At 66.2% G+C, this 13,676-nt stretch carries 8 protein-coding genes, 2 pseudogenes and 1 riboswitch; of the genes and pseudogenes, 5 read left to right on the forward strand and 5 right to left on the reverse strand.

Features of this window, described 5'->3' with window-relative positions:
- Positions 1–154: 154 nt before the first annotated feature.
- Positions 155–427, reverse strand: a complete 273-nt coding sequence (locus ACIGXM_RS35630; RefSeq protein WP_396568270.1) for a transposase — start codon at positions 425–427, stop codon at positions 155–157.
- Between the two features lie 155 nt (positions 428–582).
- Between ACIGXM_RS35630 and ACIGXM_RS35635 the strand changes: the two genes are divergently transcribed.
- The gene (locus tag ACIGXM_RS35635; protein WP_396568271.1) at positions 583–1,980 is read left to right on the forward strand and encodes an IS1380 family transposase; all 1,398 of its coding nucleotides are present in this window, start codon (positions 583–585) and stop codon (positions 1,978–1,980) included.
- Between the two features lie 446 nt (positions 1,981–2,426).
- On the opposite strand, the gene ACIGXM_RS35640 is transcribed toward ACIGXM_RS35635, so the two are convergent.
- A complete protein-coding gene (locus ACIGXM_RS35640; protein ID WP_396568272.1) occupies positions 2,427–3,359 on the reverse strand; it encodes an ETX/MTX2 family pore-forming toxin in 933 nt (310 codons plus the stop codon).
- A gap of 667 nt (positions 3,360–4,026) precedes the next feature.
- Here ACIGXM_RS35640 and ACIGXM_RS35645 point away from each other — a divergent pair.
- A pseudogene (locus ACIGXM_RS35645) lies at positions 4,027–4,272 on the forward strand (IS630 family transposase); the annotation flags it as partial.
- A 20-nt stretch (positions 4,273–4,292) separates the two neighbouring features.
- Here the strand turns inward: ACIGXM_RS35645 and ACIGXM_RS35650 are convergent.
- The 3 genes from ACIGXM_RS35650 to ACIGXM_RS35660 all read right to left on the reverse strand — a co-directional run bounded on the left by ACIGXM_RS35650 (position 4,293) and on the right by ACIGXM_RS35660 (position 8,800).
- Positions 4,293–4,625, reverse strand: coding sequence for a hypothetical protein (locus ACIGXM_RS35650; protein ID WP_396568273.1), 333 nt, complete (start codon positions 4,623–4,625; stop codon positions 4,293–4,295).
- A gap of 1,344 nt (positions 4,626–5,969) precedes the next feature.
- Positions 5,970–7,610, reverse strand: coding sequence for an NRAMP family divalent metal transporter (locus ACIGXM_RS35655; protein WP_396568274.1), 1,641 nt, complete (start codon positions 7,608–7,610; stop codon positions 5,970–5,972).
- A gap of 280 nt (positions 7,611–7,890) precedes the next feature.
- Positions 7,891–8,071, reverse strand: a riboswitch (M-box (ykoK) riboswitch).
- Between the two features lie 369 nt (positions 8,072–8,440).
- The gene (locus tag ACIGXM_RS35660) at positions 8,441–8,800 is read right to left on the reverse strand and encodes a transposase (protein WP_396568283.1); all 360 of its coding nucleotides are present in this window, start codon (positions 8,798–8,800) and stop codon (positions 8,441–8,443) included.
- A gap of 307 nt (positions 8,801–9,107) precedes the next feature.
- Between ACIGXM_RS35660 and ACIGXM_RS35665 the strand changes: the two are divergent.
- The 3 genes and pseudogenes from ACIGXM_RS35665 to ACIGXM_RS35675 all read left to right on the forward strand — a co-directional run.
- Positions 9,108–9,233 (forward strand): annotated as a pseudogene (locus ACIGXM_RS35665) (transposase); the annotation flags it as partial.
- Positions 9,234–9,825: 592 nt separating this feature from the next.
- Positions 9,826–10,632: a transposase gene (locus tag ACIGXM_RS35670; RefSeq protein ID WP_396568284.1), complete on the forward strand. Its 807-nt coding sequence runs from the start codon at positions 9,826–9,828 to the stop codon at positions 10,630–10,632.
- Between the two features lie 284 nt (positions 10,633–10,916).
- The gene (locus tag ACIGXM_RS35675; RefSeq protein ID WP_396568275.1) at positions 10,917–12,338 is read left to right on the forward strand and encodes a beta-propeller fold lactonase family protein; all 1,422 of its coding nucleotides are present in this window, start codon (positions 10,917–10,919) and stop codon (positions 12,336–12,338) included.
- Positions 12,339–13,676: the final 1,338 nt, after the last annotated feature.

A 13,676-nucleotide genomic window follows, 5' to 3' on the forward strand; every position in this document is an offset into this window, starting at 1 on the left:
GAGGGCAGCATGGACATCTACCCCGCCGAGCTCCCCGAAAGCGCCCCCGCGCTACTCAACACCACCACCACGACCATGGGTTGATCGGCTACACCACGAGCGGGGACACGATCGCCGAGACCCACCACAGGGACGAAGCCGCATAGAGACGACTCTACGTTTCCAGGGGATTGACAAGCAGCGTGCGCATCACGGAGTCCTTGTGCTGGGTGGCGTTGTCCCAGATCAGGACGATCTTCTTGCCGAGCTGCTGGTGGGCGGCGTCCAGGAGCGTGGCGTAGTCCTTCTCGCGGAAGCCCTTCTTCTCGCCCTTGCGGCCGGTGTGGACCAGTATTCGGTAGATCAGCCGGGCCCGCGGGTCGCCGGGTCTGGTGCACACGAGGGCGGCGAGCGAGACCCGGCCGGAGCCGCTGCCGGTGACCTTCACGACCGGAGTGTGCCCGCGACATGCCCAGCCTCATGAATTCACCGTGGGGGCCGGTGCTGGTGACCGAGTGTGAGAACAGCGAGGAAGGGTGCCTCGACCTGTGATGATTCAGTTTCTCTAGGACTGGATCATGGCGGGGAGGAGGCACCCTTCGGGTGTCGGAGCTTACCGAGTGGGCGGAGGGCCTGTCGCTGTCGGCGGGCGGGCGGAAGCTGGTGGGCAAGGCCGGGATCGTGCCGGTGCGGCGGCTGGCGGACAAGGTCGGCCTGACCGACGCGTTGAGCGGCGCGCTGGTGCGACGGGACTTCCGCCCGGTCCATGACCGGGGCCAGGTGCTGGTGTCGGCGGCGTGTGCGGTGCTGCTGGGGGCGCGTTCGATCGCCGGGATCGCGGTGATGCGGCAGGCGGCGCTGGTGCTCGGCCGGCCAGCCTCGGCCTCGACGCTGTACCGGACGCTCGACGGGATCGGCCCGGTCCAGCTCGCGAAGGTGACCTCGGCACGGGCGAAGGTCCGCTCCCGGGTCCACGACCTTCTGGACCTGCGCCCGGGCGGTTTCCCGTGGATACGCGTGGACGGCAGGCCGCTGACCGGCTGGAGCGTGCTGGACATCGATGCCTCCTTCGTCCCCGCCCACTTCGAGAAGGAAGGCGCCGAACCGCACCGCAAGGGCTTCGGACTGCACCCGCTACTGGTGTTCCTCGACAACACCGACGAGCACCTGGTGTGCCGGCTGCGGCCCGGCTCGGCAGGCGCGAACACCACCCAGGACCACATCGAGGTGTCCACCGAGGCGGTCCGGCAGTTGCCCACCCGGCGCCGCGCGAAAGTCCTGTTCCGGGCCGACGGCGCGGGAGCGACCAAGGAGTGGCTGGCCTGGATCGCCTCCGGTGGCGGTAACAAGGCCCACACCTGGGAGTTCTCGGTCGGCTGGAGCCGGGACGAGGACTTCTGGGCCGGCCTGGCCAAGGTCCCCAACAAGGCGTGGACGCCCGCGCTCGACGCGAAAGGCAATCCACGCGAGGACGCCGCCCTGGTGGAGATCACCGACCTGCTCGACCTGGCCGAGTGGCCGCCCGGGCTGCGGATCGTCGTCCGGCGCGAGCCAGTCCACCCGAAGTACATCAAGGACCTCAAGCCCTACGAGCAGGCGACCGGGTTCCGGTACACGGTGATCGCCACGAACACCCGCGGCCGGCAGCTGCAGTGGCTCGACGCGCGTCACCGGGCCCACGCGCACGTCGAGTCCGGGATCCGCAGGTCGAAGGCCCTGACCCTGCTGCGACTGCCGTTGTTCAAATTCGCCCTCAACCAGGCCTGGTGCACCCTGCTCGCCCTGGCCATGGACCTACTCGCCTGGCTGCAACTGCTCGCCCTCGACCGCCCCCTGGCCCAGGCCGAGCCCGCCACCATCCGCACCGACCTGCTCGACGTCCCAGCCAAGCCCACCGAGCACGCCCGCCGCCGCGAACTCAAACTCGACCCCACCTGGCCCGCGTCCCAGCCCGTCGTCACCGCCTGGGAACGGGTCCAGGCCCTGCCCGACCCCGGCTGACCAGCACACCGCCGCCCCCACACACACCGGAAGGAGGCACCCGGCAGCACCCTCGGCGAGTGGACACCGACGGCACCCGCGACGACACGCGGCCCACCGGCCTGACCCCCGACGATCAACCCTCAGAGCAAACCGCCAGTAACCGGACACCCCAGCCGAACCCCTCACGCCGGCGCGCGCACGTGAACGATCGAGGCCTGGCCGAACGCGGCGAACGTCGCCGCCGGGCTATGGGAGGATTTCACTTAAGAGGCGCCTTGCTGGACGGGCCGATGGAAGCTTAGAGAACTCCCATCTTCCCAGCTCAGCGGGCACTTCTCTGTGTCAGCCCCTCCCACAGCCCATCACCGCTCGATGGATCCAGATTGAAGCTAGTGGATCTCTCTGTTGCTCATGCGGCGAATCGGTCTACCGCTGCTTTCCGCATTCCCATGGATCCTGATCGTTCACGCGAGTTGAAAGGTTCGAGGTGCCGGAGTTGCTGTGGACTCGCAGTTGCCACCCGGGAGGTTCTTGAAGCTGTAGGTCGAATTGTAGTTCGTCGCATAGACATTCGCCGCGATGTCCATCTCATTTACCTGGGCGGTGAAGTGCTGGCCGTCAAAGGAAAACCCTGCGGGCAACTTGAGTCCGTTGGCCTGTGCCTTTTGTGCGAGATCAACCAAGTCGAAGGTCTCGGAGAGAGTACCCGTGCTCGGCCCACTTGCACTCCAGGTGAAGGTTCCACGTAGATCACCGGAGGCCTTCAGCTTTCCGCTGATCTTCTCCTGGGCGAGACCAGAGTCGACAATCGCCTGGCAGTGCGGGGGAACGCTGACTACCTGGGAGACCGTGGAGACAGTCGTGGTGTTGCTATCCGTCTTGGTCGTGGTGCTACTCCAGCTGTGGTCGTACTTAAACTTGACACTGCTTTCCCAGATCTCCCACAGCTTCACGCTCGACGAGAGTTCGACGGAGATTCCGTTCGTCTGCTGATTTGCGACGGCGATGCTGGATGTCGCCTGAAGGCTAGTGCTCTGGGTCCTCATTTCCTGCTCGATGTTGCCGGTGTTGTTGAGCGTTGAATGCTCCATGACGAGTGAATCGCCCGGCGTCCTGGTCACATCCCCATCAGGGGAGATGTTGGCGTTGTAGAGCGAGAAATTGAGATTGGAGGAGGAATGGACGGGGAAGGGGCTCGCGTCCGCCCAAAGCCTCGGGTCGCCGTACTGCACGAGGCTATCGAGCAGATCCTGGCTGAGCCTGACGTTCGTCGCCGTGTCACCGGCAGCATAGGCGTTGGTGGTCGTGGCCGTGTTCGCCATGGTCGCAATGGCGGCGGTGACGACGAAGGGCACCACTACACGTGCGACACCGTTCCTGCGCGCGAATGCACTCACGCTACATCTCCTTTGGAGGATCACTGGGGAACCGAGGCATTGCAGCCCCGATGATTTGAGAGCCAAGCATGCCAAAGAGAATGAGAGCAATATTCTGACATTAAGTTAGCTTCACCCTCACGAGGGCGCGCCTAGCGAGAAGCACAACATCCAATCAGGATCTGTTCGTTGCCGATTGGATGCATTCACAGCTAAGCACAGAGTCAAGCTCGAAGCAAAGTCGCCTTGTTGGCGCTTTAATACTCGCCAATCAAGCATCGATTTCCGGCGCAATAAGGTGTGCAATGTGTCTAAAAAAGAGTCAGAAAAGGTACCTGTCGTGGCGTGGTGACAGGACACCATGCCGGGACTACGGGGGTGCGTGCACACGCTGGGTACCCCGACGGTTGGAGAGCTTGCCGGGATGGCCGTGGGTAGTGGTAATCGATCGCTGATGGGATGTGGTCGCTACCATGTCGGGTAGGGCCTTGTGGACCTGGGGATGGGTGCAGAACGAAGCATGGTCTCGGGTCCTGACGTCACCCGGTGTCGGGACGCTGGGCTCCCTCGATCTCGTGGAGGCCGGCGTCCCCGGCACGATACGCACCCCTGTTTTAGGCTGAAGGGGCCGGCCTGTACTCCTGGTGGGCTTTCTGGCTCTTCGGCAAGTCGAATACGGGGTCAGGCACACATGCACTTCACGCCCACCTAATCGTCTTGACTCAACCAGGTCGAGCGGTGGTTCGGCCTGCTGACGGACAAGCGGATACGACGCGGAGTCCACAAGAACCTCCAAGCACCGGAACGCAACATCCGCGCCTGGATCGCCCAGTGGAACGACAATCCGAAGCCCTTCGCCTGGACGAAGGACGCCGACGAGATCCTCCAGCGCCTCGCCGCATATCTTGATCGAATTCCCGGCACAGGAAACTAGTTGGTGCCTGAGGAGCTTGGTCATGTCGTCGTGGTGTTGCGGTGGTCGGTTGACAGGTTGCGGTGGACAGTGGCGATGGTGCGGGCCGCGTGTTCGCCGTGGCGGTGCCATAGGGGCCCGCCGGTGCGGTCGTTGGTGATGACCATGCTGTCGAAGACCGCCACCCAGCGGTCCGGATCGCTCTGCGCGCGTTCCACCCAGCCTATGTAGCGGCCTTGGTAGACGACCAGGTGCACGCCGATGACCCCGCGCCAGCTAAGCAACTCCCAGCCCGGGCCAACGGTCTCCAGCAGGTGGCGCACAACCGGCAGTCCCAAGCCACGTCGCAGTGGCGGCACCAGTTCGTCCAACATCAGCCCCCCACCATGCGACGCCTGCTCCCTCGCCTCACGGGCCGGGAGGAGGTCCGGTACGGCAAGCCGGGCCAGGCCCGACCCCCGGACGGGTATCCGGTCTGTAGCGAGAGGCGAGGCCGAGCCCGAGGACGAGACAGAGCCCGAGGCAGGACCAGGTACGGTCCCAGCAGAAGCATTGACAGCCTGGCCCCGTGACGCACCCGCATCGCCCAGCGTCGGCTTCTCCGGTCCCGCCCCAGGCCCTCTAGTCGGCGCCGACGGCATCGGCCCCACCTCCACAGCACCCATGGATGCTGACGACACCCGGTCCTCGTCGGGCACCACAAGCAAGGGATCACCAGAGACCTCGGGGACCACCGACAGCCCCCGTCTCCCGGGCAACCCCGAACCCGGTGAACCACCAGGAGCCTTGGGAACTGCCAGCGACCCCTGCCCCTCGCAATCCGTGAGGTCCCCGCGCGCCCGCTCCGTCAGCCTGGCCGGCTTCACCTGCCCAGCCTGCTTGGCTCGCTCAGTTTGGTCTGCCCGCTCACCCTGAACGGCCTGTGCCTCCTGCACGGCTCGCTCGGCTCTGTCTGACCGTTTGGCTCGCTCGGCCTGGTCCAGGAGGCGCTCGGTGAGCAGGCTTACCAGGTGGCGCAGTTGCTTCAGGGCTTGCTTTGCGTCTTCGCCCTGCTGGACGGTGTTGACGTAGTGGTGGGCGGCGCCGTTGAGGGCTTCTCCCGTGGCGAGGACACCTTGAAGCGGTCCTGGTGGCAGCCTGTCGGCCATGCCGGGTGGTGCCGGTTCCAGCTCGAGCACGGCAACATTGACCAGGGCGTCCAGGAGTTTCGCGTGGGCTTTTCGAGCGCGGGTGGCCTTGGATCTGCACGCGTTTGTCGTCGTGCAGTACCGCGGCGGCCGGCCCCGCCCCTTCCACATCAACGGAGCACCACACACGCCACACACGAACCCGTCCAACTCGGTCCAACCGTCCAACACTTCTCTCCACTTCAAAAGACGTCACGTACATGGAAGGGGGCTGTAAGTGACCTGCGCGGTCGTTCCCGAGATCTGCTACCGCCACTGGCTTCAAGCACCGAAGTCAGTGAGCCTTTTCAGAGCGGCCACCGTTCGGGTGACCGGGCTGCGGCTGTGGTCGGCGCACCGAGCACGGTCAGGCTGGTCAGTGCAGGTGTCAGCGGTGGACACGGTCTCACCCTGTCGAGTAGCAGCTAAAAGGGCTCAGTGAGCAGTGCCCCCGGTGTGGCTCAGCTCTGCGTCTTCGTCAGCGTGTCACCACCACATCGGTTGGTGAGACACGTCCCCTCTTTGATTCTGTTTCGGTTGGGGTGAGGGGGGTTAGTTGTTGAGTGCTACTTGTGTGATCTTGATGATGACCATGGCCATGGCGATCAGCAGGTAGGTGCGCAGTGCGGCCATGCCGATTTTGCGGGTGGTGGACATTGCTGGCTTGGTCAGTTCGTGGAGTGGGGGCATGCGCCAGGTGTCGCGGTCGGTGTGGTTGGTGTGGTCGGTTGGGTCTCCCTTGGTGTTGGTGTGTCGCTTGGTGAAGGCGTATCCGGCGGCGAGTACACCGGCGGTGGCGCAGGTGGCCATGATGTCGATGATCGTGTCGGAGGTGATGTCGGGGAAGAGGACGGAGGCGGTCAGGATGATCGAGAGGGTGACCAGGACTGCGACCACGACGGCGGTGAAGGCGTTGGTCTTGGGTCCGTTGGTCCAGGGGCCGAGGACTTGCTTGTCGTTGCAGAGCAGCAGGAGGAACACGGAGGCTGATGGCAGGAGTACTCCGGCCAGGGTCTGTACGCCTTCGGTGAGCAGGCCCAGGGGGGATCCCGGGATCAGGACGATGGTCGCGGCGGCGGCGACCAGGCCGGCGTAGACGGCGTAGAAGCCCTTGGCGCCCTTGAGGTCGCGGTGTAGTGAGTGCTTGATGCCGAAGACGTCGCCGATGGCGTAGGCGGTGGAGAGCGTGACGGCGAAGGCGCCGATGATCGAGGCGTCCAGTAGGGCGATCGCGAACAGCACTGCGGCCAGGTGGCCGGAGGTCTGGGCCAGGCCGGTGGCGATGCCGGCGGTGTCGGTGAACTGTCCGAAGCCGTCGGTGCCGGCGAACGCGGCGGCTGCGAAGCCCATCATCGCGGCGGCGCCGATGATCACCACGCCCAGGCCGATCACCAGGTCGATGCGCTCGTACTTCATGAAGCGCGGGGTGATGCGCTTGTCGATGACGTAGGACTGCTGGAAGAAGAGCTGCCAGGGGGCGACGGTGGTGCCGACGATGCCGATGATCAGCAGCATGACGGTGGACAGCTGGCCGCTGCCGCCGGGCATGTTCGGGACCACGAAGTCGTGGGCCATCTGTGAGGCCTTCGGGTGAACCAGGAAGTAGACCGGTACCAGCAGCAGGGATGCGGCGCACAGGGTGACGGCGATGCGCTCGAAGCGGCGGAAGGAGCCGGTGAAGGCGGAGGCGATGATGATGGCGGCGGCCAGCACGACGGAGGCGGCCTTGGGTAGACCGAGGTAGCCGGTGGCCAGGGTGATCCCGATGAACTCGGTGACCAGGGTGAGGGCGTTGAGCAGGAAGAGGTCGATGACGCTGAAGGCGCCCCAGAACTTGCCGAAACGTTCCAGGATGAGGCGGGCGTGACCGACTCCGGTGACGGCGCCCAGACGCAGGACCATCTCCTGGTTGACGTACAGCACCGGTATCAGCAGGAAGAGTGTCCACAGCAGGTGGGTGCCGTAGTTCTGGCCGGCCTGGCCGTAGGTGGCGAAGGCACCGGCGTCGTTGTCGCCGACCATGACGATCAGACCGGGGCCGACGATCGCCAGCAGGGTCTTGAGCTTGGCGGACAGGCCCTGGCGCGGGGCGTCGTCGTCCACTCGGATGGTGCCCAGGGCACCCTTGATGTCGCCCACGTGGGCGTCGTCCAGCACCGCGGTGCGCGGCGCTCGGATCGTGGTGTCGGTCATGACAGCCTTCCGATACCCCGGTCAGGGGCGATTCGGGGCAGGCGGTAGCAGCCCACGCCACAACCAGGCACGGCCGGCGCCTGGTTGGTTACACGTCAGTGGTGCTCGTGGTGGGGTGTCTACCGCGTGCTATGGGAGAGCGAGAGCAGGCGGGGGTAGGGGCTACTGTGGCCCGGACTACTGCAGTCCATGTCCATCGCCTCCTTCCGGCCGGGCCCGTCACGGGCCATGCGTGTCGTCGATGTGTTCAGGGAACGTTCCAGCGCACGGCTCCACGGCCGGCACACCCCAACTCGTCAGAGCTTTGGCACTCCACGGCGTGATCCCGCGACACTCTGCGCGGGAAGCCACTTGGGATCAACCCTTAGGTCGGGAGGATCTGTCCTGACCCTGGGCGTCTCTCGACGTCGTCGGGTCAGTGGCCTGTGTCCGTGAAGACGCCTCACCGAACGAGGTGTCTCTCTAAAACCTCTATCACCCTAGACCCACCAAATAGACGGATTCGCACATATACGCAGTCTTGACCCTACATTGACGTGTGCCATGCATCACACTGGCGGTGATCGAGGCTCCCTCGGCGGGTGGGGGTGCTGATCAGCAGGTCAAGGTGGGTTGATTGGTGTTCAGGTTCGTTCGTTGGGTCGATGCCTGTTCGGCGTAGTACTCCTCCTCGTACTCGATGGGGCTGAGCCCAGGGGGCTGCCGACCAGTAGGGCTTTGTTAGGTCCTGTGGTGGGGTTCGGGGGTTGGTGTGGGTTGGCCGCACATGGAGCAGGTGCCGGTCCAGGTGGCCAGGAGGGCCTGGAGTTCCCGGAGGACCGCGTGGAGGGTCAGGCCGGCGCAGGGACTTTTGGGTCGAGCCTGAGCATGGTGCAGAAGGCCTGGGCGAGGGCGGCGAGGGTGACATGGCGGTGCCAGCCGGAGTAGTTGCGGCCTTCGAAGTGGTCGAGGCCGAGGCCGTCCTTGAGTTCGCGGTAGTCGTGTTCAACTCGCCATCTAATCTTGGCGATTCGTACCAGCTCGCGTAGCGGGGTGTCGGTGGGCAGTGTCGAAAGCCAGTAGTCGGTGGGCTCGGCGGAGTCGGGAGGCCACTCGACGAGGAGCCAGCAGTCGGGCAGGGATCCGTCGGCGGCCCGGCGGATGGTGCGGTTGACCGGGCGGACCCGCAGAGACAGGAACGGCGAGCGCATTTCGGCGTTCGGGTTGTGCTTTGTGGCCTTGCTGGACTCTGTTGCTCTATTCGGGCCGCAGGTCGGGTGACTGCGGCTTGATCGCTTCTGTGGTCGTCTCGTGGACAGGCGATCGCGGGGGTGGTGGGTGTCGATGAGGGCGGTGGGGCTGCCGGAGGTCCCGGAGCAGACGGCGCTGGTCGCGGCGGTGGCTTTCCCGAAGGGGACGCTGGCGATGCGGGCGCGGGAGAAGCTGGCGGAGGTCTTCGCGGACGAGCCGTTCGCGTCCGCGTTCGGGGTGCGCGGGGCGCCGGGCCTGTCACCGGGGATGCTGGCGCTGGTCACGGTGCTGCAGTTCGCGGAGAACCTGACCGACCGCCAGGCAGCCGGGATGGCGGTCCGGGCGACCGACTGGAAGTACGCGATCGGCCTGGAGCTGACCGATCCGGGGTTCGACTTCACGGTGCTGGCGAAGTTCCGGGCCCGGCTGGTCGAGCACGGCATGGAGCGCCTGGTCTTCGACCGGCTGGTGGAACACTGCCCCCAGGAGGGGCTGATCGAGGCCGGGGGCAAGCAGCGCACCGACTCCACCCATGTCATCAGCGCGGTGCGGGACTTGAACCGGTTGGAGCTTGCCGGTGAGAGCGTGCGGGCGGTGCTGGAGGCGCTGGCCGCGGCCGCTCCGACCTGGCTCGCACAAGCGGTACCGGTGGCGGAGTGGGAACTGCGTTACGCGGCCAGGGTCGATTCATGGCGGCTGCCCTCGTCGAAGACGAAGCGGGACCGGCTGGCCGAGGTCTACGGCCAGGACGCCCTCGCGCTGCTGCACGTGATTCACGCACCCGGCGCCCCGGTGTGGCTGCGGGAGATCGAGGCGGTCCAGCTGCTGCGGCGGATCTTCATGCAGACGTACTACGTGCACACCGACGCCCGGGGACGGGAGGTGGTCAGGAAGCGGGAGGCCGAGGTGGACGGCGTCCCGCCCGGCCATCTGCGGCTCGCCCCCCTACGACAGCGACGCCCGCTGGTCCGCCAAGGGAGACGAGCTGTTCTGGTGCGGCTACAAGGTCCACCTCACCGAGACCTGCGACGACAACTCCGGCGGCGCCCCGATGGGGGCCGGGATCCGGACTCCGAACCTGATCACGGACGTGGTCACCACCGCCTCGACCGCACCGGACGTGACCGCCACCGCCGGCATCCAGCAGCGACTGACCGAGCGGCAGGTCAAGCCGGGCAAGCACTACCTGGACTCCGGCTACCCCTCCGCCGACCTGGTCACCGCCGCCGCAGTCGAGGGCATCGTCATGATCACACCGCTGCTGGCGGACCACTCCCGACAGGCCCGGGCCGCCGAAGGCTTCGACAAGAGCGCCTTCCATATCGACTGGACAGCACGTCAGGTCCACTGCCCCGAAGGCCGCACCAGCACCGGCTGGTATCCCGTCCAGCAGCACGGCCACGACGCCATCGTGATCGAGTTCGCCCGCTCCGACTGCGGCACCTGCCCCTCCCGCGACAAGTGCACCACCGCCGCGCGCGGCAACCGCATGCTCACCCTGCGGCCCCGCGAGCTGCACGAGACCGTCGCCGCCGCGCGCGCCGAGCAGAAGACCGACAGCTGGCAGACCAAGTACGCCCTCCGGGCCGGTGTCGAGGGCACCATCAACCAGGCGATCGACGTCACCGGCCTACGCCGGGCCCGCTACCGCGGCCTGCCCAGGACCAGCCTCCAGCTCGCCTACTCCGCCGCCGCGATCAACGTCATCCGGCTCGACGCCCACTGGGCCGAAGACCCCCAACGTCCCCGGACCAGCCGACTCTCCCAACTCGCCCACCAACTCGCGGCCTGATCGACGAACCCGAATAGAGCAACAGAGTCACGGTGTCCGTCAAAGCGGAGCAGACGCGCTCCGCGACGTCGCCGATGTCGGAGTCCAGGAAGGAGTCGATCTCGGCAGCGGTACCGGCTTGGCGTGGATGCAGCACGGTGGTGTGCCCCGGCCCTTGCCGATCAGCTCGTTCTCGGTGACGCGGCCGCGCCGCACCCGACAGCATCGTGACCGTGCCCAGCGTTGGGCCTGAACGGAACACCTGCGGCGTAGTGCCCGCCCGGAGGTCGGCCAGGTCCTTCTCCGTGCTCAACCACCGGGCGCCGAAACAGCACGCCACCAGGTGTTTTCCGGCCGAAGGCGTCCTGTTCTTCGACACGGTCGGGGGCCTGCGCGCTCGTTCCGGGTTCATGCCTGTCGCCGTGGTACTCCTGGCACTGGCCATCGGCAATCCCATGGCATCGGAATTTCTGAGTATGTCGGAGGAGGTCTCCATGACGAGTGTTACTCCAGGTCGGGATGTTCCGGAAGGTCGGTGGCCGCGGCGGCGTTGGGCGGCGTGGCGTGCGCGGGTGTGTTCCCGGCTGGCCGTGGTGGTGGCTGTTCTGGCGGGTGTCGTTGTTCCACTCGCCTGTGGTGCCACGCCCGCCGAGGCGGCGGGTGGCTCCTTCGCCTACGTCAACAACTTCGTTGCGAACACGGTGACGGTTATTGATACGACGTCGAATACCGTTACCACCACGATCAGTGGCTTCAGCAGTCCCGCCGGTCTGGCGGTGACACCGTCCGGTGCCTTCGTCTACGTCGCCAACTTCGGTTCGGCCAGCGTGTCGGTGATCAGCACCGCCACGAACACCGTCACCGCCTCGATCCCCGTCGGCAACGGCCCCTTCCGTGTGGCGGTGAGTCCGTCCGGCGCATTCGTCTATGTCACCAACGAGAACGCGGGGACCGTGTCGGTGATCAGCACCGCCACGAACACCGTCACCGCCACGATCACCGTCGGCACGACCCCCAGTGGTGTGGCGATTACTCCGTCCGGTGCTCTCGTCTACGTCGCCAACGTGGGTTCGGGGACCGTGTCGGTGATCAACACCGCCACGAACACCGTCACCGCCACGATCACCGTCGGCAGCGCGCCTTCCGGTGTGGCGGTGAGTCCGTCCGGCGCCTACACCTACGTCACCAACCGCAGTTCGGGGACCGTGTCGGTGATCAACACCGCCACGAACACCGTCACCGCCACGATCACCGTCGGCAGCGGCCCATGGGGTGTGGTGGTGGGATCGTCAGGTTCCTTCGTCTACGCCGCCAACAGCACTTCGGGAACCGTGTCGGTGATCAACGCGGCGTCGAACACCGTAACGGCCACGATCACCGTCGGCAGCGGCCCTGACAACCTGGCGGTGAGCCCCTCCGGTGCCTTCGTCTACGTCGCCAACTACAGTGCGGGCAGCGTGTCAGTGATCGACACGGCGTCGAACACCGTGGTCACGACCATTCCCATCGGGACGCAAGCGGGCAATCTGGCGATTGAGGTGGTTCCGGCGACGACGACGGCACCCTGCCCCGCCGGCACTGTCCTCACTGGCGGCGGCGCGCAGTTCGCCGGGCCGCCCCCGAGCAACGTCGGCGGCCAGCCGATCAACAACGGCTGGCAGGTCTCCTACACCAACCCCTCCACCCAACCCGTCACCGCCACCCCCTACGCCGTCTGCACGATCTGACGCCCCCGGTCACCAAGCATGGCCACGTCGGGCCAGGACCCGCGAGCCGGGGCCCGGCGTGGCCTGGAACAGTGGGTGATCGTGAGCAAGGGTGTTGTCACGTTCTCAGGTGCGTGGCCAGTGCCGGAGACCTTGCAAAGTTGTTCCACCAGCAGATGATGCCTGCGGCGCCGACTCGGTCGCAGGACGGCCGTCGGCACCGGTACGAGTTCGTGAGGTACTGGCCGTGATCGTGTTCGTGGCGACGTCCCGCCGCGTAGGACTCGTCGCTCCGCTCGGGCCACGTTCCGCGCTCCCGTTCGTGTCCCTTCGCTGCTCCAAGTCCGCAGCCCGACCCAGGACACCCGGCCCCACACCCTGACACACCATCAGACTTCCGCTGGACGGGCGTCACACCGACGGCCTACGTGCCCAGATGAGGTGACTTCTTGACGGGTATGAGGTGTCTGCTGTCCGGCCTGTTCCTGTAGTCCTGTTCTGTTCCCATGTCTGAAAGGTCTTTCGGTGAACCATAGATCGCTTCGGAAGTCGAACGTGAGAGCCGCTGCGATGGTCTCTGCCGCCACTCTCGCGGCGGTGGTCAACCTCCTGCCGTCCACGGTCGCTCTTGCGGACGGGACCCATTCGCAGGGGCTCGATCGTAGTCAGAATGGCCCGCTGCTGAACGGGTGGCGCGGCGCGCCAACGGGAGACGACTGGCAGGGGGACGGCTGTGGCGGGGACGGACACGGTCGCGGACCAGCGAACAACGCGCACGAAGGCGGAGACGGACGCTGTCCCGGCCCCCAAGGCCCCCAAGGCGTGCAGGGTAGCCAGGGGTTCCAGGGGTTCCAGGGGTTCCAGGGGTTCCAGGGGAACGACGGCGCGCAAGGGGCTACCGGCACCCAGGGCAGTCAAGGAGCCACGGGGACGCAGGGTACCCAAGGCTTCCAGGGACTCCAGGGGAATGCTGGTGTGCAGGGTGCCACCGGCACCCAGGGCAGTCAGGGGCCCACCGGCGCACAGGGCGCCCAGGGCTTCCAGGGACTCCAGGGGAATGCTGGTGTGCTGGGTGCCACCGGCACCCAGGGCAGTCAGGGAGCCACGGGTACACAAGGCGCCCAAGGCATCCAAGGTGCCACAGGCCCCCAAGGAAACGACGGCACCCAAGGCAGCCAGGGCTTCCAAGGCGTCCAAGGCTTCCAAGGAAACGACGGCGCACAAGGTGCCACCGGCACCCAAGGCACTCAGGGAACCACAGGCACACAAGGCGCCCAAGGCATCCAAGGTGCCACAGGCCCCCAAGGAAACGACGGCACCCAAGGCAGCCAGGGCTTCCAAGGCGTCCAAGGCTTCCAA

The organism is Kitasatospora sp. NPDC052896 (assembly GCF_044547075.1).
GTDB lineage: Bacteria > Actinomycetota > Actinomycetes > Streptomycetales > Streptomycetaceae > Kitasatospora.